Below are 20,595 nucleotides of genomic sequence, written 5' to 3' on the forward strand. Positions count from 1 at the left end.
GTAATAAAAAAAGCACCACGAGGTGCTTTTTTTCTATCTCAAAATTCCTTCAATTTTATCGGCCAGTGCAGGATAAATTGGCAATACATTTCGATGCCACTCATTTTTATTAATTCTTAGACCAATAATTGGTACAAAATAATTTATGTCGTTAACTGCACTCATACTTATTTCACTAACCCCAACAATGTAATTGGCTTTATCATAAACGACAGTTAACAAGCCCCTCTCCTTTTGACCAGCATATAAACTACTTTGGCTTAGTTCGTATTCTCTAATTTCGAAATTATCTCCATCTTCAAGAACACTATCAGGATTGATTCCGGCTTGAGCTAGTTGCGGAAAAGCAAATACTCCTGTTCCCATAGCTGGATAATTAATCGTTTGAGTAAGCCCCTTTTCAAGAGAATTAAAGAGGTATTGTGCTTGAAATTCTGCAACCGGTGTTAAGTTGGGCACATCTTGGCTTGTAACGTCTCCAATTGCATAAATATTCTTAACGTTTGTTTGAAGGTGGAGGTCTACATCAATACCTCGAGTTGAATAATTAATTTGAGCAGCTGATAAATCCAGTTTTTCAATATTCGGCATCCGTCCACTCGCATTCACTACATAGTCAGTTACAATTGGACCGCCTTGATTCAATTCAACAACATATTTATCGCTTAATTGAGTAATCCGAGTTGGCTCCGTTTCAAATTCAAATTGAATACCTCGTTGCTTCATTCTAACTACTAATTCACGACTATATTTTTGATAAAAATGGCGTAACACCCGATCTCCTCTGACTAAGATCGTTACTTGACTACCAGCAGCAGCTAAAAATGTCGCTAATTCTATTGCTACATAACCACCGCCAATAAAAGTAGTGTGTTCAGGTAATGTGCTTAAAGATAAAACATCAGAACTATCGTGTAAGAACTTCGCTCCTGGAATTGAGAGCTCATGGGGCCTTCTTCCGGTAGCAATTATAATTCTATTTCCCTGGAAATATTGTCTATTTACTTCAATTGTTTGTCGATCAACAAAATGCGCACTTCCGCTAATTACATCACTGATTTTGCTAATATTTTTTCTTGTTTCATTTGGCCAGCTTGCAAATCGCGCCTTTTTGTCTTTCATTAGTTGAGCCCAATTTAATTTTCCGCCTTGAGAAATTATTCCATCTTTTTCAAATTGCCAATTAGATAAAATGGTTTGAGCTGCTCCATCTAAATATATTTTTGGTTCACAGCCAACATTCGGGCAAGTCCCACCAAACAAACCACTTTCGACGGTTAAAATAGACTTATGTTGTGTATCTAAGAGCTTAACTAATTTATAAGCTGCAGGCCCAGTTCCTAAAATTATATAATCATATTTTTTCATAACGTTGCCTCATATCTTTCTTTTATTTTCAGTTTATCAAAAAGTTGTATGAGACCGCTATCATAAGTACTCGGGATTTTTATAAAAAAACAAAAAAACAATTATTTGCGTAATTAATAGTGTATTGTGAATAGCCAAACTCCATTCATAATCTCATATATCCTACAATCATATTTACAATACACAAAAAGCAGCTTTTACAGCTGCTTTATTTTTTATCTTCAATTTTCAAAATTTGTGGCTTTTTCTTTTTAACTGATTTTACCCCGAGGATATCTAGTAAAAATGTAAAGATCGGCACACCAACAATTAGACCCCAGGTTCCCAAAAAGTGTTCTCCGACTAGTAAAACAACGAAGGTATAAAAGATTGGTAATTCTGTTTTGCTTGCCATAAACTTTGGATTCAAAATATAGGCTTCAATGGCATGAATAATCATAATCACAATAAAGATATAGATTACATACCTCAGTCCCCCAACTGAATAAGCAACTAAACTTAGGGGAATTAAGGAAATAATAACTCCAGCAACCGGAATTAAGCTAAGAATAAATACCATCAATCCTAAAGCTATAATTTGCGGCATTCTCATAATAATTAAGCAGATTATTGTCATCGCGGTATTACATAAAGCAATAAAAAATTGTGCTTCTAAGACAACACCAAAAGTATTAACAAACTTATTGCCAAAATATGCTACATCTTCAAATAACCATGATAAGTGACGGCTCTGCAAAAAAGTATGAGAGAATTCAATCATGGAATTAAGCTCAATCGTATAGAAAAAGCTCATGATCAGCGACATAAAGAACGCTATAGTTAATGTTCCAAAATTAGTTAAAGCATGAACTAAAATAGTTACACCATGTTTTGCCTGTGTTGTAATTTCACTATTGCTAATGTAATGACTTAAGTAACGTGATACCCAGTTCATATCATCTGATTGATAGAATTTGATCAGAGAATGACTCATTTTTATAATTTGCTTAATTAAAATCGGCACATAGATCGTAATCGCAAAGTAAATAAGTGCAATTACTAAGAGATAAGCAAGAACTACAATTACCTGCGCGGGTAAGCTAGGTATTTTCTTTTGAGTAAATCGAATTAAATGCACAATTAAATATGTAAAAATAAACGTCAGCAATATGGTGTTCATCATCGAGCGAGCTGCATATAAAACGAGAATAATTAAACAGAGGGCCACAAGACGATGTACAGTTGTATTTTCTTTAAATTTATCCCACGCTTGTTCCATTTAGTTCACTTGCCTCTCTATTTTCTACTTATTATACACTTATCTTTCTCCTAAGAGCCCGGCAGCAAACTTTTAATTAACTATAAGAATGCTATAATATCTATATATAGGAAATGAAAGCGGTATCTAAATGAGAAAATTATGGTGGCTAGCAAATATTTATTGGATAATTTTGATTATGTATGGCGGCGGTAAACTCTTTACATATGGTTTTGATACCTCTGAATTAGGTGAAACCGCTAGTTATGCATTGATTCTCTTAGTGCTCATCTCTGCTAGCGTGTTAATTATCGAATTTCAAGCTGCCTGGGGTATCTGGCTTCACAATTTTGATAAAAAAAATCATCATGATAATAAGATTTAAAAAAAGAAGATGTTTCAAACATCTTCTTTTATTTTGCTATTGTAGCCATAAAAAATTAATAATTTGTTTCTCTACCTGTTTATTATAAGTTAATTGCCCATGTTCCGCATTCTTGCCAGTTATTGTGACTACGCGATAGCTTTTAGCCATAGGAGCAACTAAATATTCTAATGAAAGAGATGAAGCATTTTTTACAATCCCATCGGAATTTCCACCAATATTACCAATAATGTTCAAGACGTCTATTTCTTTGGTTGGATAAAGAGTTCGTAATTTTGCCATTTCACGGTAGGTGGCATTCATTTTATTTGGCTTTCCTTCATTATTAACTCGAAGATTAGCAGGCTGTCTAATAGCAATTGGCAGCTGCTTAAAATCAAGCCCATCAAAATGTCCACCAATTGAGACTTGCTTATTTAATCTTGGTAAATTTGGATTGTGAGCAGCTTGCAGGAGATAATACATAATTGAAGTATTTCCCAGGGAATGTCCCACCATATTTACCTTTTTAATTCCATACTCATTTTGTAAAGTCTGGACTACATTTCTGGCGTAACATCCATTTTCTTTAAAATCAAGTTGAACGTTATTTCGATAGTTTACCTCTACAATTGGATTAACAGCGTTATTTGGAATAGTACCAATCAGTTTAACCTTTCCATTGGCATCTACATCGGCTCTAATGACAGAATTAGTCACTCCAGCTTCTTGAGCAGCTTTTACCATATTCTCTTCTCCACGATAATTACTTAGTCCACCATGGAAAAATAATGTTGGAATTACATTAAGATTGTTTTTCGGCGTTTCACTTTTTTCAACATAGTATTTATGTGCTGCATCAGCTCTATTAGGTTTGTTTTGAAAACTGCATCCAGTCAAAACTAACGCTACTAGAGCAATTAAGGAGACTAGTTTAATTTTCACTCTTATCTCATCCTCCATTTTCGCAACTTAAAATTTACCAAATAATTATTATGAATTTCTATAATTTATTCTAAACTATGCTTAATTCTTAACTAAAAAGCAAATCATAGATGGCTTGATTTAACGGATGCTTGAGAATCAGATTCATTCCAACTGTACTCTTTTGCTTTAAACCTATTTTTTCTTCTTTAACAGAATCTCTTTGGATATCGGCAGTACCTAAGTAATAAAATTCCTTTCCTGCTGCATCGCTTTGCTTAACAAATAGGTGTAATTTCATATCTTTTGTATTAAGCAGCCGTTTTACCTCATCTGAATCAATGTGACGCGGCGTACGGGTATACCAGCGCAGACTATGTCCATTTTCTAAAGTATTATGATAGCGGGCATTTCTCTTCTTCTTTGAATCTTTTTGGTAAGTGATAAAAATTGGCGTTTCTTTTTCACCAACCCGATAACCATACATTGGTGCTGAAACGTCCTTAGGCCAGTTTAAGAGACGACAAACGTCCTTACGATCATATTGCTTATACAAAGTAAATTGTTGATCAGAATCATATTCTTTTGAAAGCACCAAGCCTGTTTTTATAACATCGTTAAATAGGTTTTTAAATTGCTGATTAGCCCGTAAGTTCTGTGAAAGTTGACTTGAAAATAGATAGTGCTTTCCTGTCTTTTCAATTAATGGAATATTTCCATACTGCTCTTTTTTCGTTGTTTTTCCTTGTTTCACGTCAAAAAATTCTAAGGATAAAACTTTCCCAATTGAATCTAGTACAGCATCATTTACATAGCAATTTTTTCCTTCGAGTAATTGCAGATAGGATGCTTCACTTACCTTTTCCTTAACTAAACAGCTTTCTAAGAGCAATAATTCATGCGGTCTTTTGCCAAATAGCAACTCCTTCGTTACAAAAGATAAAACAGAACTTTGATAATCTGTTAGCTCGACTTTTTCTCCCATTTTCTTTAAAAAATCGCCATAGTGGGCTAAAAGGTGATTTTTAGCAAAAACAGTTGGAGCGGTTGTTCCATATTGGTAAAAGTCATATAAAAGAGGGGCGCGCCCCAGTTTTGCCTTTAAATCTTCATAGGACTTTTTCAGCTCCCGCATGCTATCTAGTTTTATTTTTTCAAGTGAATCTAAAATCCTTTGTGAAGCTACCTCAGTAAAGTTAATTGTTGAAACATCGATAACTTGCGGTACTTTACTTTCTCTAATAACTTGATCTTTGTCACGACTCTTATCACCATTTAAGGCAATTGGAATTAGATAGTTATTCTTATAATTACCCAGGAAATCAATTACAGTTACATAGTCTTTTCCCGGAAATTTACGCAGCCCACGCCCTAGTTGTTGAATAAAAATAATACTCGATTGGGTATTTCGGAGCATCACAATCTGATTTAGGGATGGAATATCGATTCCTTCATTAAATAGATCTACGGTAAATATATATTCTAATTCACCATTTTCTAACTTCTTAGTTACTTTTACTCGCTTCTTCTGACTGTCCTCATTAGTCAGAGCCTGTGCAAGGTGTCCATCTTGCGTAAATAATTCTGCTAACTTTCGTGCTTCTTCTTGCCGACTGCAAAATACTAAACCTTTAGCTTTTTTACCGCAATAGCCATAGTAATCAAGCTGTTTAAGGACATAATCAACTCGCTTTTCAGCAACTAAGTTTTTTAATTTACTAGTTTCAGTAATTACCTCATCGCCTACCGTATAATCTTCTACTCCCACATAGTGAAACGGTGTTAACATCTGCTCATTCAAGGCATCCTTTAGCCTAATTTCATAAGCTAAGTGATAATCAAATACTTCATAGATGTTTTGCTTATCCATTCTTTCAGGTGTAGCAGTCATTCCTAGTAAAAATTTAGGCGTAAAGTGTTCTAAAATTTTTTGATAAGTTGGAGCGGCCACTCGATGGGCTTCATCAATTAAAATATAATCGAATTCTTTTGGATCCAATTTCCCTAAAACTTTGTCCTGACTTAAAGTTTGAATGGTTCCAAAAAGATACTTTTTATTAAAATCATGCTTATTTCCAGTTAATAAACCATAGTCCTCACGACTTCCGCCAATTATCTTATAAAAACCCTCTAAAGATTTTTTAGCAATTTGTTCTCTATGTACTAGATAAAGAAACTTTTTAGGGTTATATTCTCGAACTGCAAATGCTCCCAAATAGGTTTTTCCCGTCCCAGTGGCAGAAACAACCAGGGCTCTTTTTGCATCCTCATTTACTAGAGCAGTTAAATTATTTAGAGCAGCTTTTTGCATTTTATTAGGCAAAATATCTTCTTTTCGATCAGTTGCCAAATGCATAGCTGTCTTTTTGACAGACTGCCAATTTTTCTCATATTCTCTAATCCAGGAATTGGTAAGTGGAAGGCTAGTAGTCAACGCAATCTGAATTTGATTGTTAACTTCTTGAAATAAGTGACCATTTTCATGAGATGTTACTTTTAATCCCCACTCGCAATTTTTCAATAAAGCTGATCTAGTAAAATTTGCACTCCCAATTAAAATAGTTTGATAATCTTCATGATTAAAAATATATCCCTTAGCGTGAAAACCAGCTTCTTCACTTAGCCGAACTTTCAGGTTCGGTATTTTCATTAATTCCTTGAAAACTTTCGGACTATTAAAGCCAAGATAAGTACCTGTAATTAACGTACCGCTAATTCCTTTTTTAGCTAGTTCCGACATCACTAATTTAAATGGAACAAGCATATTTTCAGAAATAAATGCAACTGCCCAAGTAAAAGAAGTAGCTGACAATAATTCTTGCCGCAAAGTAAACCAGATCTTGTTCTCCTTATCATTACTTACTAACTGGGGACTCAAGAATTCATTGCCATTATTTTTATCCTTATCGTATAACCCATTCAAAATTGCTTCTTTTAAAACGTTATCCACAGCCTTCACTTCCCATCTAAATTAAAAAAGAAGACCTAAACGATCTTCTTTACTTATCCACAAGTGGATAATTATAAATTAATTTCTAGCATAATTGGACAATGATCTTTACGATCTCCGGTATCGATCATTTCTGATTTAGTTACCTGATCAGCAATTCTATCAGAAACAATGTAATAGTCAATTCTCCAGCCCGAGTTATTGTCTTTACTAGTTCGTACCCTTTGAGCCCACCATGAGTAAACACCTTCTACATTACCGTGGACCTTTCTAAAAGTATCAGTAAAGCCAAGCTTCAATAATTTATCAAAGCCTTGACGCTCTTCATCAGTAAAGCCAGCGTTATGGTGGTTATTTTCGGGGTGTTTCAAATCAATTGGAGTATGGGCAACATTATAGTCACCACTCGCAATTACTGGTTTACTTTTATCTAATTTTTGTAAATATTCTGTATACTTTTCATCCCAAATTTGGCGATCTTTTAATCGCTTCAATTCATTACCAGAATTAGGAGTATATACTTGAGTAACATAATAATTATCGAATTCTAAGGTTAAAATTCGTCCCTCATAATCCATTGTATCCGGTGCGCCAATAGCTGGCTTGGTTACCTCAGGCGTTAAAGTGTTTTTATATAAAAACATCGTCCCGGCATAGCCTTTTCTTGCTGGCTCTTCAGAAGAACGCCAGACATAGTCATAGTTAGGGAATATCTCTGCAAGAACTTCTTGGTGCTTCTTCGTTGGACCAGTAGAACGTAATTTTGTTTCTTGAATAGCAATAATATCGGCATCTTTTTCTTTTATTGTATTTAAAACGCTACGCGTAAGTTGGGCACGCGGTGAATCACTGGTTAAAGCAGCATTAAGGGAATCAATATTCCATGAAATTAAACGCATTGTTATCTCTTTTCTTACCTAGATTTTTATATCATATCCATTATACTATGAAAATTTAAAAGGCCGCCCATAGAAAAAAGCAGTCGACTAAGACTGCTCTTTTGAGAGAGAATTTTTAAATTGTGTTAAATATGATTTATGAATGAGCTTTTGACCCAAATAGCATAGTCATAATCCATGAAACTAAGATAACTAAAATAATAGCTCCTAATAACGATGGAATAATTGCCATTCCCGCAACCTGCGGACCCCAGGCACCCAGCAAAGCCTCACCTAAGGATGAGCCTACTAGCCCAGCAATAATATTTGCAATCCAGTTCATTGAGCCGCCTTTATGAGTAATGGCTCCTGCAATCAACCCGATTACGCCTCCGACAATCAAAACCCAAATCCAGTGAAGCATGGGGATCGCCTCCTATTTCTAAAATATACAATGAGTAGATTATTCTAAGTCTTCTTTTACTTCAGTAGCTTTAGATTTCACCTTTCCTTTAGCTTGTTGAGCTTTTCCTTCGACCTCACGAGCTTTATCACCAGTGATTTTTCCTTCTACTTCTTTAAGCTTACCTGCTACCTTGTCTTTAATTCCATGTTTATCTTCCATCATAATTAGGCTTCCTTTCCTAAAAATACATAAAAGATTGATTTAGCTAGCTATTTTTAATCTTTGTATGACTTACGATTGATTAACTTAATCATATCAAGTCCTGATGAATAAAGATATTCTACTGCCTACAGAGCAATAAGCTTAAGACTTCCTTAATAACTTATTATGTATAGTATACAAATACGTTAATTTAGCTTATAAAGAATTCTATTAAATCAAAGTACAAAATAAGATTTAATAGGATTTTTTGACAAATATCCCTAAGATCTTGAGAGAATTGATTCACAAGTGCTGCGTCATTAGTTGAACATTAATTTTATAAGCTATTTATTTACTACAACAGCGGATTTAACTTCTTCTGTGTTTATTTTAGTTTTAACACTCAATTTAACTGCGACAAACAAAATAATAATTTCTACTGCTAAGAGTGCAAATAATGCATATCTAACATCGCCTAAGCCTGAAATAGTAGTTAATACTGTAGTCATTACTGGTGAAGTTGCCATGATAATTGTATTAAGCAAGCCTACACTTGAAGCTAAAATCTTACGATCAATTGTCGTAACTAACCATTGTTGCATTTTAAGTGAAGCAGTACTTACTATTAAAGCTAATAAGAAGTAAAATGGCATAATTGCAAAAATATTAGCAAACACTGCAGCTACTGTAGTGGCTACACTTAAATCAATAGCAACAATAACCATAAAGAAAACAGATTGCTTTTTAAATAATTGTGGTCCAAAAGTACTACCTAAGATTGCACCAACACTTACTACCAAACCAATTACTGCAAGAGTAAAGCTGTAAGTGGAAATAATCATTGTTGAGCGATTACCCGCCATAATAATTGGTAATAAGGAACCCATAGAAGTTAATGCACCGTTAAGAAGTGCAATTACTAAAACTACTGATAACAAGCCTGAAGCCTTCTTGATTTGAGTATATGAAGTCTTCATTGTCGCAAAGAATTTTTGCTCATTTACTTCTTGTGGTTCAATAGGCTGATTATCTTTCTTATGACGAACTCCTACACTAGCATATAACAGGCCAGCTGCTAAGAAGGTAAATGCATTAACGAAAGCTAAGTTTGAGTAATACAAGAAAAGCAAGAGACCTGATCCAACAAACTGAGCTACAGTAGTAATCACTTGACTAATACCATTGGTAAAGCCTTCTGCTTGTGCAAATTCATCTTCTCCAACTAAATCAACAATTAATGGAGCACTCAAGCCTCCAGCATAAGTACCAGCCATATCAGAGATAAAGTTAATAATTACTACTGCGATTACTAAGCCCCATTGAGATACATTAGTAACAAACAATATCCCAACTAAACTATAGAGGGCAAATCTAACTAGAGACATTAAGAAGATGTTCTTAAACTTTTTTCTTGTTCTATCAGCTAAGTAGCCACCAAAGATATCAAATAATCTTGGCAGTGATTCAGAGATTGCAATTAATGATAAGGCAAGAGAATAATTTTGTAATTTACTTGCATAAGTCATAAACGCTAAATAAAAAAGAATGTCACCAGCACTAGATAAGAAACTAGCGACTGAAAATCTTCTGTAATCTCTGTTCTTCAAAAATACGTTCATAATATTTAACTCCGTTTTTCATATGTTTTAATGTTGTTTTAATATTATCAAGGAATTAAAATTATTTTTAAAATAGTCGTATTTGAATTTTTTTTGGAAGAAAGAGAGTTTTTCACATATAACATCTAATGAAAAAATTATGGTATCTAAAAACCTCTTGAGTCGTACTGATTCAAGAGATTTTTAGACTTATTGATCTTTATATTCATCAAAAAATTTTTTCATTTCTTCACCGTATATCTGCATCCCTCCCCATTCACAGCTTTCTAAAATCAACTTACATTTTCTTATATGCTCTTGTTTTTTATCAAAATGATATGCAATCAATTCTTCATAAAAAGTCAGCATTTCACGATAAAAAAAGAAGTCGGGGATTACTTTTATTTGATTTATTAAATTAATAATTTCATCTGTCTTATCATACTTTTTCTCTTTAATAGCTTGCCCCAATACGTTCAATACAATTGCAAATAGAATCTCTTCTTGCCTCTCTATTGGTTTTCTTTCTAATACCTTATTTATCTGTCTTATTATTTGTAAGTTGCTATCAAAATCATATAAATCTATAAAATTAGCATAAAGAGACAGCTTATGTGTATTATATTCTGGCATCATAAATATCTTTTCTTTTAACTTAGTTCTCAACTTTTCATCAAAAGTTTCTGGATCATCTTTTTCTAATTCTATAAATCCATCAATTATTAATAGAGCCTCTTCTTTTAATTCTGGATTCAAATCTAACTTTTGCGCCTTTTCCCTGATTTTTCTTATTTGATCTATTGCCTGCTCCGAATAACTAGCTTCAGTTATTTCTTCCATGAGTTTATTAATTTTATCAATCTGCCATTGATTTGGATCAATTTCTAATTTTTCAAAAAATTCTTTAACTGGAATTCCGTTATGATTTAAAATTTCCAACAAATCATCTGCGGTAATTCGATGTATATCCTTTTCAACTTTTGAATAATATGACTGACTAACAATTCCAGCAATAAATTCTCTTTGATTTTTACCTTGTTTTATTCGATAGTCTTTAAGCAATTCGCCAATAGTCATCTTTTACACCTCAAAATAATTCGAATACGAATTTTATTAAAATAATATTAACTATTTGTTAAATTTAATTCAACAATTAAATTTAAAGGAGTAATTAATTATGAATACTTTTAAAATTCGTGGTGGCTTAGGTGATTCTGCTGTAGCAAATACCAATGTTAAACTTCAAGACAACTTATACTTAGCTACTAATTCACAGTGGCTTGAAAAAGCAAAAATTCCAGCCGATCGTCCACTTATGGACAGTTTCGTAGAATTAGACACTAAAATTAGAAAACAAATTCTGAAGAATTTTGATAACTTCGCTTTTAATAAGAAGAAGTTGCCGGACTTAGATAATTTGGACAAAGCTATCACTTTGTATAAGCTAACTTTAGATTTTGATAAGAGAAATGCTGATAGTGCTCAACCAATCAAACCTGATCTCCAAAAGCTGCTTTCTTTATCTAGGTTCTCTGATTTTAACCAAAATTTAGCTCAATTAATTAAAGATGCTTTTTCCTTACCCCTCTATTTTTATGTAGATGCAGATATGAGGAATACTTCTCAAAATTCCTTGTATTTTGCTTCACCAAATTCATTTTTACCAGATGCCTCCGCTTATAAGGATCCTTCTTCCGAAGAACTATTGAACACTTTCGAAAAGCAATCGGCTAAGCTCTTAACTCTAGCCGGTCTTAGTTCTGAAGACAGTAAACAAATTGCCACTAATGCAGTTCGATTTGATAAAAAATTAGCCAAACATAAAAAATCTCAAGAAGAAATAAATGATTTTGCTAGCATGTATAATGCTTATTCAACTCAACAATTTGCTTCTTCTTTCGAATTTTTAGATATAGAGCAGCTCTTAAATAGCCTTTTCTCTAAAGTACCTGAAAAAATTATTGTTATCGAACCAGATTATTTAAAGCACATTAATGAACTTGTTAATCCCGAAAACTTCGAAGAACTTAAAAGTTGGATATTAGTAAAATTTGTCAATAGTTCCGCTGACTATCTTTCGGAAGAATTTCAAAAGGCTGCTTTTCCCTACAAGCAGGCGGTAGAGGGTGTTAGAGAATTACCTTCTACAGAAAAACAAGCTTACAGGATTGCTAACAGAGTATTTGCGGAAGTCATTGGTATTTATTACGCCCAATCATATTTTGGCTCAACCGCAAAAGCTAATGTTGAGCAAATGATTAATAAAATGCTTGAAACTTATAAGCAAAGATTGCAAGATAACAGCTGGCTTAGTGAATCTACTAAAAATGAAGCACTTAAAAAACTCGATCATATAACCCTAAAAATTGGCTATCCCGATAAAATTAGTGACGTATATAATGACATTCAAGTTTCAGCAAATAAATCATTATATGAAAATATATCTGCTGCTAATAAGACATGGGTACAGTATAGTTTTAATGAGTTATATAAACCAGTTGACCGGACTCTTTGGGGACCAGATGTTCCAGCAAATTTAATCAATGCTTTCTATGATCCAACAAAAAATGATATTACTTTCCCTGCTGCAATTCTGCAAAAGCCTTTTTTATAGTTCAGATAATACCTTGAGTGAAAATCTAGGTGGTATTGGTGCAGTCATTGCTCATAAAATTACCCATGCTTTTGATCCCAACGGGTCCAAATTTGACGAATTTGGTAATATCCGTAACTGGTGGAGTAAAGAAGATTACAACAAATTTACTGAACTTTCACAAGCTGAAATAGAATTATTTGATGGTATTATTTGTGGTGGCCTTAAGACTAATGGTAAGTTAACCGTTGGAGAGAATGTAGCCGACTTAGGTGGATTAACTGTTGCTGTAGAAACCGCAAAAAAGGAAAATGGTAATCTACAAGAGTTATTTCAAGCATGGGCTAAAATTTGGTGTGGTAAGATGATGCCCCAATTTAGAAAATCAATCATTGCCTATGATTCTCATGCCCCAAGTGAACTCAGATCAAATGTACCTGCTCAGTGCATTGGTGATTTCTACCAAACTTTTAATATCCAGCCAACCGACGGAATGTGGCTTGATCCCGAGAAGAGGGTTCATATTTGGTAAGAAAAGTAAATTTTACTGGGAATTTTTGGTTAGGACAAAAAAACAAGGAAGATTTAGCTAAAAATTATATTTAAATAGAAATTACGTATTGAGTAGTTTCAGATCTCACTCTTTAACACATCAACGTACCTCTTTTTTTGACCTACACGTACACTTAGACTGGTCATTCAGGAATACAGGTGATTCAGTGCAAAAGAGCCTTATTAGATCAAAATCATTGGTCTAGTAGGGCTCTTTTGCCATCTATTATTTGTTTTCTTTTCTTATTTCGGCATACAATAAACCTAACAACGTATATATGAAAGAAGTCACAATTATGAAGCCTGCTAAAGATTTTCTTAGACGTCCCTTCACTACCCGAGTGCCCCAGCTTTTAGTTCAAAGCATCATTATCGGATTAATTATAGGGATGATTGTCAGTATTTTCCGTTTTGTTATCGATAAAAGCATTCATTTTTTATACTTTCTCTATCCCTATCTCGCAGCCCATCCCCAATGGATAAGCCTATATACCATCTTTACATTCTTTATCTGTATCCTTGTGAGCAAAATTATTAAACCATATTTACTAGACTTATCTGGTTCAGGTATTCCTCAAGTCGAAGCAACCTTAATGGGAGAACACGAAGTTGATTGGTTCCCCGTCTTATGGCGAAAATTCGTAGGCGGCCTCTTAGTAAGCTCAATGGGACTTTTTCTTGGGCGAGAAGGACCGTGCATCCAAATGGGGGCTTTAGTAGGTCAAGGTTTTGCAGAAAACATTTTTGAATGTAGTGAAGAAGATAGACGCTTACTTCAATGCGCTGGAATTGCGGCTGGCCTTAGTGCAGCGGTCTCAGCCCCACTTGCAGGTGTATTTTTTCTTGTTGAAGTCATTACCCATTCTTTTAAACCTAAAGAATGTATCAGTGCCTTAGGAGCCGCTGCTTCAGCTGACTTAGTTACCATTATATTTTTTGGAACGCGGCCCTGTCTTTATCTTCCAATTGCTAAAAAATTACCCGTTCACTCCTACTGGTCCTTAATTACAGTCGGAATTGTAGCAGGTCTAATGGCATATGGATATCAACGGTCTCTTTTAAATACTAAATGGCTTTTCAACAAGCTAAAAATTATTCCGATGCAATACCACAGTATTGTTCCCCTTTTATTAGTTATTCCAATTGGTCTTGCTTTTCCTCATGTTTTGGGCGGATCACATTACTTAATCGATTCACTCTTTCACAATCCATTAATTATCCAAGAAGAAAAACTAGGGCAGCTTTCATGGATTTTAATCCCAGTTGTCTTCTTTCTACTAAGACTAATTTTTTCTATGATTTCTTATTGTAGTTCTATCCCTGGCGGTACTTTTATGCCTATTTTAGTTTTAGGGGCTTTAATGGGGACGATTTTTGCGACTGTCTTTATCCACTTAGGCCTCATTTCTACTGACAACTATACTAATATCATTATTGTCTCTATGGCAGCCTACCTGGGGGCAATTTTGCGAGCCCCATTTACCGCAATTATTTTGTTGACAGAAATGATCGGAACCGTAGAACAAGTTCTGCCAATGATTATGAGTGTCTTTATTGCTTATCTAATTCTAGCTCTCTTAGGTGGAGAACCAATCTACACGGTCCTACGCAAGCAAATGGAATTCAAATAATTACTTTACTTACATTTTTATTAACACCAAAAAAGGAAGTTCATTAATCAGAACTTCCTTTTCTTATAAAATATATTTATGAATTGCAATAGCTAGAGTATCGTCGACTTAATAAAAAATATAAATATTAACAATCCTAATCGTGACTTCTACTAGAGCTATTTCACACTTTTAATATAGCACCTTTTCATAAATAATGAAAGCGTTTTACTATAAAATTATTTAGCTTAATCTACCAAAATAGTGCAGCAATTTATCCTAAATATGGATACTGGGCATGACTTGGTACCTCATTCCAAACAACTGTATGACCTGCGCCATGGGAGCAGAAAACTGAGTTAGGAGTATTGTTAATGTCAGATAATGGATCATAAGCCATTTCTTCAATAATATCAGCACTATCTTTACATTCTCGATAACCCAAGAATAAACATTCTAGCTGTCCACTACCATGCGTGTAGTTTCTAACTTCAGTGGCATAATCCTGCATCTGAGCTACCGGTGCTTGACCGGTAATCGTAGTGACGTTCCCACTACTTTCTCCGAGTTCAAATTTTCCACCCATTCTCTCAAAATCATTAATTGCCCGACCAACTTGATCCTGATTAATTCTTAGAGTGAATTGGTACCAAGGTTCAAGTAAATAAACTTGTTTTCTAGCTTTTAGCTCCATTAATCCTTGCCGCACTGCACGATAAGTTGCCTCACGAAAATCTCCGCCAACTGTATGAACATTGCTTCCCCGGCCTCCAACCAGAGTAATTTCAAGATCGGTAATAGGCGCCCCAGTTAAGACACCTAAGTGTTCTTTATTAGATAAACTCTCCATCACTTGATCTTGCCATTTTTTAGGCAAAACTTCTAAACTACACTTATTTTTGAAAACTAAGCCGCTTCCGTTTTTACCAGGAGTGAGTAACAGGTGAACTTCTGCATAGTGCCTTAAAGGTTCAAAGTGACCAACCCCTTCAACTGAAGCTTTAATACTTTCTTGGTAAAGAATCTTGCCCTGAGTAAATTCAACTTCTAAATTAAAGCGATCGAGTAATAGTTGCTGGAGAATTTCTAATTGAATCTTTCCCAAAACATCAATACTTATCTCTTCTGTCTGCTTGTTCCACTTAACATGGAGTTGAGGGTTCTCATCTTCAAGCTGTTTTAATGCTTGCAAGCAAGCATTTGTGTTAGCTGAATCAACTTTTACTGCATAAGTTAGAACCGGCTGAACGGTAAAATTAGTCTGATCATTTTCAAAGCCTAATCCTTGTCCCGGGTAGGTACTTTTCAAGCCACTAACAGCAATAATTTTGCTAGCTTCTGCCTGGGGAATAACTTGATACTTAGTGCCGTTATAGCGACGAATTTCATTTACCTTTTCATCGGGAAATATTTCGGTCTTGGCTTTTAAACTACCACCCGTAATCTTTACCCAAGTTAATCGTTCGCCCTTTTCATTATAAGAAACCTTGAAAATCCTAGCTCCAAAGTCATTAGGATACTTTCTTCCATCAGTCCACTTATCTAAGCCTGATAAAAATTCGTCTATTCCAATTAATTTTAAAGCTGCTCCAAAATATACTGGAAAAATCTTTCTTTTATTAATTAATTTTTTGACTGCATTATCTTCTATTTTTCCAAGTTCTAGATATTGATCTAATGTTGTTTCATCTACAGTAGCTACTTTTTCATAAAAATCTTCATCTTGATTGTCAAACTCAATAAAATTGTCATCCAGCTCATTAAGTTGCTTAAGAATATTCTCCTTATCAGCCTTCAAGGTATCCATTTTATTAACAAAGATAAAAACTGGAATTTGATGCTTTTTTAGTAAGCTCCAAAGAGTGCGGGTGTATCCAGTTACCCCTTCACTGGCTGATACAACTAAGATGGCATAATCTAAAACACTTAACGTCTCTTCCATTTCTTGAGCGAAATCAATATGGCCTGGCGTATCTAAAATTTGTAATTCACTATTACCGGTTTGAATACACGCAACATGGGAAAAAATCGTAATCCCTCGTTTCTTTTCTAAATCATCACTGTCTAAATAGGCAGTTCCTTTATCAACTGCACCTAATTTTCTCAATGTGCCACTTTTGTAGAGCATCCCTTCTGACAAGGTAGTTTTTCCAGCATCTACATGGGCTAAAATTCCTGTTGTTAGTTTTTTCATTTTTCTAGTTTTCTAAATGTAATCAGTTCGTATATTAGTGTTTATTATACTATGATAGTCTTGTACAAGTAATAAGTGAGGTTGTAATGTTATTTATCTGAGAAGAAAAATCCTAACCATTCTTAATAAAAACTTATCTACCCTTTCTCCTTAATTCGTAATATGATTAATATCAAAAGATAATTGATTTTTATAAGAAGGTTCGAAATATGTTTTCACTTTTATTAGCCTTATTAATTATTTGGCTGTTCTGGAAACTAGGAATTGGCATTTTGAAGATCGTCGGTTTCTTAATCGTGATCGGCCTGCTATTTGCCTTCGTTTCTTATCTAGTATTGCCTCTTCTGGCTTTAGTAGCCTTAGGCGGCTTATTAGGACTAGTATTTTCACATTAACCAAGAGCGGCCTTATGGCTGCTCTTTTTTGTACCTATAGCATTTTCTTTGACTTTACTATCTATAGTATTTTAGACTGAAAGAAAACAGCTTAATATATTTAATTCGAGGTAATCTATATGCCGATAAAAATTATTACAGATTCAACTGCGAATATCACAGCTGATCAAATCGATGGAATTGATCATGTTACTGTTCCTTTATCACTTCACGTTGATGGCAAGCTTTGGCTCGATACGCCTGATATTGATTTAGATAAATTTCTCTACACCTTAAAGCATACTAAAAACAAATCAACTTCTGCCTGTCCAAATGTAAATGACTGGCTTAAGGCCTTTGAAGGCAGCGACGCAATCTTTGTCATTACTTTAACTAGCGCACTCTCTGGTAGTTATAATTCAGCTACCCAAGCTGCTAAGATTTATCATGAAAAGAATCCAAAAGCTAAAATTTTAGTCTTTGATTCTCGCTCAGCTGGTCCACAATTAAGACTACTTGCGGAAAAGATTGCTAGTTTGGCAAGTGCTGGAAAATCTTTTGAAGAGATTGTTAAAGCAACGGAAGAATACCAACACCACCTTGATTTAATGTTTACCTTACAAGATTTAACTAACTTAGGTAACAATGGCCGAATTCCACCAGCTGTCGCAAAGATTGCTGGTTTACTGAAGCTATTTGTTATTGGAACAGCAAACAATAAAGGTGAGTTTGAACTTTTAGGGAAAGCTCGCGGCGCTAAGAAAGCTAGAAGAAAATTATTAGATGATATGGTTAAAGCTGGCTATCGCGGAGGCCGCGTTCAAATCGACCATGTACAAAATGAAGGCTCTGCTTTAAGCATGAAAGAAATTATCTTAGATAACTTCCCAGATGCTAAAGTTACCATTGGCGAATGCGGCGCACTTTGCAGCTTCTATGCTGAAGAAGGCGGCTTAATGGTTGGTTTTGAAAAAGAATAGGGTAATACAAAAGGAGTGCCTAAGCACTCCTTTTAATATACTTTCTTAAAATCATTTTGCATTAATTTAACAAATTCTGGATATGTTTCAACTTCAAATAAGGGATGAAGTCCAATATTATCCTTACGGTGACGGTGATTATACCAAATACTATCAAAGCCATATTTTTCAGCACCTAAGATATCTGACTGCAATCCATCCCCAAAGAATAAAGTCTCATTTGGTCCAATCTCTGTACGACTAAAGAAATAATCAAAAGCATGCGGATTTGGCTTAGAATAATGAGCTTCTTCAGACGTTACAATCAAATCAAAGTAGTCTTTGATACCTGCTAATTCTAAGCGATGACGCTGCATAAACTTTTCACCATTACTTAAGACTGTTAACTTATAGCCTTGTTTTTTGGCAAACTTCAGCGTATCTTCCACACCTGGTAGCAACTGATGAGCTTCACCAAAGTAAGAGCGATATTCATTCATCCATTCATTTCCATCTACTTCTAGACCGAAATGTTCCTTAATAAAATCATGAAATGTCATCTCGCTTAATTCTTCATAAGTAATTTCACCCAATTCAAGTCTGCGCCAAAGTCCTTGATTGTAAGTATGGTATTGTTTCTGCAAGTCAGAGGAGAGAGGCAGCTTATGCGATTTAAACAATGCATGCAGGGATGAATCTTCCGTAGCAGCAAAGTCAATTAAAGTATCATCAACGTCAAAAATTAATTGTTTATATTTCATGAGCAACCCTTCTTCGATTTAAGTTAGTATTTCGATTATAACAAAAGTTGAGAAATTTTAATTTTATTCATCTTCACAGTGATAAGATAATATGGACGTATATTTAATATATTATTGGAGGGAAAGCAATTATGACACGTGCACAAATGAAACAAGCGTCTAAAGACCAACTACGTGGCAATTGGGGCTGGGCTATTTGTCTAACTATTTTTGCCTGGTTATTTAACGCCATTATCATGGATATTAATCGTTGGATCTGGACTGGAAAAGATTTTACCTACTCAATCCTTCGCTATAACAATGAAACATTAATTCAAGGTTATAAGCCTGGTTATGATCTCTCGACATTTATTGTCGGCTTAATTACTGGTTTAGTTTTATGGGGAGTTGCTTATACTATCCTAGATTTCGTTGAAACAGGAAATATGGAAACTTGGTACACTGGTATTTTTAGTGCCTACAGCAATGGACGTTTCAAGAACAGTTTATTTACTCTCTTCATGGTTAATATTTTTACTGCATTATGGACGATCCTACTCATTATTCCTGGCATTATTAAGGGATATTCTTATGCCATGACGCCATATATCTTAAAGGATAAATTTGCTGCCGGACAAACTGATATAGGAGCAACCGAAGCGATTACTGAAAGTCGTCATTTAATGGACGGCCACAAGATGGACTTATTCGTTTTAGACTTAAGTTTCATTGGCTGGGGCTTACTTGGTATCATTACTTGCGGAATTGGATTCATCTGGATTACTCCTTACTACCGTCAAACTAAGACTAACTTCTATCATTCATTAGTTGCTAATAATTAAAAATTGCCCAATAAAACCGTTATAGTACAGATACTATAACGGTTATTTTTTATTCATCAACTAAAGTAATTCTTTCTTTATGGTGCTTTGGATGAACAATTTCATTTACAACCAAGCGAGCCATTGTTCCAGAAGTTACTTTAGATTCATTGTTGTTATTAAAGAGAAGAGTATTGTTACCTAGCATATAACCTGCAGCCTCTGGACCCGCTTCAAAGGTCAATGCTGGTGAAATTCCAAGCCAATCTACATCTTCAACTTGCTTTAAGTAGTTTAATTCGTTTAATTGCTCTTGAGGAGTATTAATCCAGTTTTCTGAACCAGTTAATTTCTTAATATCTTCCACTACCAAGTGGTTATCAATTCCAGTTCTAAGACTACCTGCACCTAAGATAAAGATCACTCTAATATCCTTGTTCTTAGCTAGACCACATAATTTAGTTGCTAGCTTTACTTGATCCTTTGCCTTTTCAGGAGTTGTACCAAAGGCATCAACAATCACATCAAAGTTTTCTAGTAAGCTATCATTCATTGTTAAAACATCGTCAATTAAAAGGTGAGCATCTTTACCAAGAACTCTTTCGGCCTTTTCTTTATCTCTGACAATGCCTGTAACTTCGAGATCTTTATTTTCACTAGCTAATTTATAAATAGCACTTCCCGCCATTCCAGAAGCACCAATAATACCTACTTTCATTTAGGGATTCCTCCTTTTATATTTTATTCTTTCACCTTAGCTTAGCATGAATGAAGATAAGTGGGATAATATTTGGTTTTAAAAAATAAAATAGAGCCTGGAATCTAC

The 20,595-nt window shown here is 34.5% G+C and carries 17 protein-coding genes and 1 pseudogene; 6 read left to right on the forward strand and 12 right to left on the reverse strand.

From position 1 onward, the window contains the following. Nucleotides 1–33: 33 nt before the first annotated feature. Both HMPREF0528_RS07115 and HMPREF0528_RS07120 read right to left on the reverse strand, forming a co-directional pair. Nucleotides 34–1,368 carry a dihydrolipoyl dehydrogenase family protein gene (locus HMPREF0528_RS07115; protein ID WP_004896275.1) on the reverse strand — a complete coding sequence of 445 codons (1,335 nt, stop codon included), beginning with the start codon at nucleotides 1,366–1,368 and terminating at the stop codon, nucleotides 34–36. Between the two features lie 208 nt (nucleotides 1,369–1,576). Further along, nucleotides 1,577–2,626 (reverse strand): AI-2E family transporter, encoded by a 1,050-nt coding sequence (locus HMPREF0528_RS07120; RefSeq protein ID WP_004896277.1) that lies wholly within the window; start codon nucleotides 2,624–2,626, stop codon nucleotides 1,577–1,579. Nucleotides 2,627–2,756: 130 nt separating this feature from the next. Between HMPREF0528_RS07120 and HMPREF0528_RS07125 the strand changes: the two genes are divergently transcribed. After that, nucleotides 2,757–2,990, forward strand: coding sequence for a DUF3923 family protein (locus tag HMPREF0528_RS07125; RefSeq protein WP_004896279.1), 234 nt, complete (start codon nucleotides 2,757–2,759; stop codon nucleotides 2,988–2,990). A gap of 36 nt (nucleotides 2,991–3,026) precedes the next feature. Here HMPREF0528_RS07125 and HMPREF0528_RS07130 read toward each other — a convergent pair whose 3' ends face one another. The 7 genes from HMPREF0528_RS07130 to HMPREF0528_RS07155 form a co-directional block, all read right to left on the reverse strand. Then, a complete protein-coding gene (locus HMPREF0528_RS07130; protein WP_034525306.1) occupies nucleotides 3,027–3,914 on the reverse strand; it encodes an alpha/beta hydrolase in 888 nt (295 codons plus the stop codon). A gap of 88 nt (nucleotides 3,915–4,002) precedes the next feature. Further along, nucleotides 4,003–6,852, reverse strand: coding sequence for a DEAD/DEAH box helicase (locus HMPREF0528_RS07135; protein WP_004896288.1), 2,850 nt, complete (start codon nucleotides 6,850–6,852; stop codon nucleotides 4,003–4,005). A 62-nt stretch (nucleotides 6,853–6,914) separates the two neighbouring features. Continuing rightward, nucleotides 6,915–7,742 (reverse strand): exodeoxyribonuclease III, encoded by an 828-nt coding sequence (locus HMPREF0528_RS07140; RefSeq protein ID WP_004896290.1) that lies wholly within the window; start codon nucleotides 7,740–7,742, stop codon nucleotides 6,915–6,917. Between the two features lie 136 nt (nucleotides 7,743–7,878). Next, nucleotides 7,879–8,145: a GlsB/YeaQ/YmgE family stress response membrane protein gene (locus tag HMPREF0528_RS07145; protein ID WP_004896291.1), complete on the reverse strand. Its 267-nt coding sequence runs from the start codon at nucleotides 8,143–8,145 to the stop codon at nucleotides 7,879–7,881. Nucleotides 8,146–8,184: 39 nt separating this feature from the next. Beyond that, nucleotides 8,185–8,346, reverse strand: a complete 162-nt coding sequence (locus HMPREF0528_RS09115; RefSeq protein WP_004898353.1) for a CsbD family protein — start codon at nucleotides 8,344–8,346, stop codon at nucleotides 8,185–8,187. Between the two features lie 326 nt (nucleotides 8,347–8,672). Continuing rightward, nucleotides 8,673–9,947 (reverse strand): MFS transporter, encoded by a 1,275-nt coding sequence (locus tag HMPREF0528_RS07150; protein WP_004896296.1) that lies wholly within the window; start codon nucleotides 9,945–9,947, stop codon nucleotides 8,673–8,675. A gap of 189 nt (nucleotides 9,948–10,136) precedes the next feature. Beyond that, nucleotides 10,137–11,003, reverse strand: coding sequence for a helix-turn-helix domain-containing protein (locus HMPREF0528_RS07155; protein ID WP_004896297.1), 867 nt, complete (start codon nucleotides 11,001–11,003; stop codon nucleotides 10,137–10,139). Between the two features lie 100 nt (nucleotides 11,004–11,103). On the opposite strand from HMPREF0528_RS07155, the pseudogene HMPREF0528_RS07160 reads away from it, so the two are divergent. Both HMPREF0528_RS07160 and HMPREF0528_RS07165 read left to right on the forward strand, forming a co-directional pair. Continuing rightward, nucleotides 11,104–13,051 (forward strand): annotated as a pseudogene (locus HMPREF0528_RS07160) (M13 family metallopeptidase). 316 nt (nucleotides 13,052–13,367) lie between these two features. Continuing rightward, nucleotides 13,368–14,702, forward strand: coding sequence for a ClC family H(+)/Cl(-) exchange transporter (locus HMPREF0528_RS07165; RefSeq protein WP_080545358.1), 1,335 nt, complete (start codon nucleotides 13,368–13,370; stop codon nucleotides 14,700–14,702). A 253-nt stretch (nucleotides 14,703–14,955) separates the two neighbouring features. Here the strand turns inward: HMPREF0528_RS07165 and HMPREF0528_RS07170 are convergent, their stop codons facing one another. Continuing rightward, a complete protein-coding gene (locus HMPREF0528_RS07170) occupies nucleotides 14,956–16,875 on the reverse strand; it encodes a GTP-binding protein (RefSeq protein WP_004896304.1) in 1,920 nt (639 codons plus the stop codon). Nucleotides 16,876–17,084: 209 nt separating this feature from the next. Between HMPREF0528_RS07170 and HMPREF0528_RS07175 the strand changes: the two genes are divergently transcribed. Next, nucleotides 17,085–17,270, forward strand: coding sequence for a hypothetical protein (locus HMPREF0528_RS07175; RefSeq protein ID WP_004896308.1), 186 nt, complete (start codon nucleotides 17,085–17,087; stop codon nucleotides 17,268–17,270). Between the two features lie 119 nt (nucleotides 17,271–17,389). Continuing rightward, on the forward strand, nucleotides 17,390–18,229 hold the full coding sequence (locus HMPREF0528_RS07180) for a DegV family protein (protein WP_004896310.1): 840 nt from the start codon (nucleotides 17,390–17,392) through the stop codon (nucleotides 18,227–18,229). Between the two features lie 32 nt (nucleotides 18,230–18,261). Here HMPREF0528_RS07180 and HMPREF0528_RS07185 read toward each other — a convergent pair whose 3' ends face one another. Then, nucleotides 18,262–18,969, reverse strand: coding sequence for a YjjG family noncanonical pyrimidine nucleotidase (locus HMPREF0528_RS07185; protein WP_004896312.1), 708 nt, complete (start codon nucleotides 18,967–18,969; stop codon nucleotides 18,262–18,264). Between the two features lie 131 nt (nucleotides 18,970–19,100). Between HMPREF0528_RS07185 and HMPREF0528_RS07190 the strand changes: the two genes are divergently transcribed. Continuing rightward, a complete protein-coding gene (locus HMPREF0528_RS07190) occupies nucleotides 19,101–19,790 on the forward strand; it encodes a DUF975 family protein (protein WP_004896313.1) in 690 nt (229 codons plus the stop codon). 49 nt (nucleotides 19,791–19,839) lie between these two features. Here HMPREF0528_RS07190 and HMPREF0528_RS07195 read toward each other — a convergent pair whose 3' ends face one another. Beyond that, a complete protein-coding gene (locus HMPREF0528_RS07195; protein WP_004896314.1) occupies nucleotides 19,840–20,487 on the reverse strand; it encodes an NAD(P)-dependent oxidoreductase in 648 nt (215 codons plus the stop codon). Nucleotides 20,488–20,595 lie beyond the last annotated feature (108 nt).

Source organism: Lactobacillus johnsonii ATCC 33200 (genome assembly GCF_000159355.1).
GTDB lineage: Bacteria > Bacillota > Bacilli > Lactobacillales > Lactobacillaceae > Lactobacillus > Lactobacillus johnsonii.

What these genes read in the sequence shown, in the direction of transcription:
- HMPREF0528_RS07115 (WP_004896275.1), bottom strand. Translation starts at nt 1,368, where the DNA reads ATGAAAAAATATGATTATATAATTTTAGGAACTGGGCCTGCAGCTTAT.
- HMPREF0528_RS07120 (WP_004896277.1), bottom strand. Translation starts at nt 2,626, where the DNA reads ATGGAACAAGCGTGGGATAAATTTAAAGAAAATACAACTGTACATCGT.
- HMPREF0528_RS07125 (WP_004896279.1), top strand. Translation starts at nt 2,757, where the DNA reads ATGAGAAAATTATGGTGGCTAGCAAATATTTATTGGATAATTTTGATT.
- HMPREF0528_RS07140 (WP_004896290.1), bottom strand. Translation starts at nt 7,742, where the DNA reads ATGCGTTTAATTTCATGGAATATTGATTCCCTTAATGCTGCTTTAACC.
- HMPREF0528_RS07145 (WP_004896291.1), bottom strand. Translation starts at nt 8,145, where the DNA reads ATGCTTCACTGGATTTGGGTTTTGATTGTCGGAGGCGTAATCGGGTTG.
- HMPREF0528_RS09115 (WP_004898353.1), bottom strand. Translation starts at nt 8,346, where the DNA reads ATGGAAGATAAACATGGAATTAAAGACAAGGTAGCAGGTAAGCTTAAA.
- HMPREF0528_RS07150 (WP_004896296.1), bottom strand. Translation starts at nt 9,947, where the DNA reads ATGAACGTATTTTTGAAGAACAGAGATTACAGAAGATTTTCAGTCGCT.
- HMPREF0528_RS07155 (WP_004896297.1), bottom strand. Translation starts at nt 11,003, where the DNA reads ATGACTATTGGCGAATTGCTTAAAGACTATCGAATAAAACAAGGTAAA.
- HMPREF0528_RS07165 (WP_080545358.1), top strand. Translation starts at nt 13,368, where the DNA reads ATGAAGCCTGCTAAAGATTTTCTTAGACGTCCCTTCACTACCCGAGTG.
- HMPREF0528_RS07170 (WP_004896304.1), bottom strand. Translation starts at nt 16,875, where the DNA reads ATGAAAAAACTAACAACAGGAATTTTAGCCCATGTAGATGCTGGAAAA.
- HMPREF0528_RS07175 (WP_004896308.1), top strand. Translation starts at nt 17,085, where the DNA reads ATGTTTTCACTTTTATTAGCCTTATTAATTATTTGGCTGTTCTGGAAA.
- HMPREF0528_RS07180 (WP_004896310.1), top strand. Translation starts at nt 17,390, where the DNA reads ATGCCGATAAAAATTATTACAGATTCAACTGCGAATATCACAGCTGAT.
- HMPREF0528_RS07185 (WP_004896312.1), bottom strand. Translation starts at nt 18,969, where the DNA reads ATGAAATATAAACAATTAATTTTTGACGTTGATGATACTTTAATTGAC.
- HMPREF0528_RS07190 (WP_004896313.1), top strand. Translation starts at nt 19,101, where the DNA reads ATGACACGTGCACAAATGAAACAAGCGTCTAAAGACCAACTACGTGGC.
- HMPREF0528_RS07195 (WP_004896314.1), bottom strand. Translation starts at nt 20,487, where the DNA reads ATGAAAGTAGGTATTATTGGTGCTTCTGGAATGGCGGGAAGTGCTATT.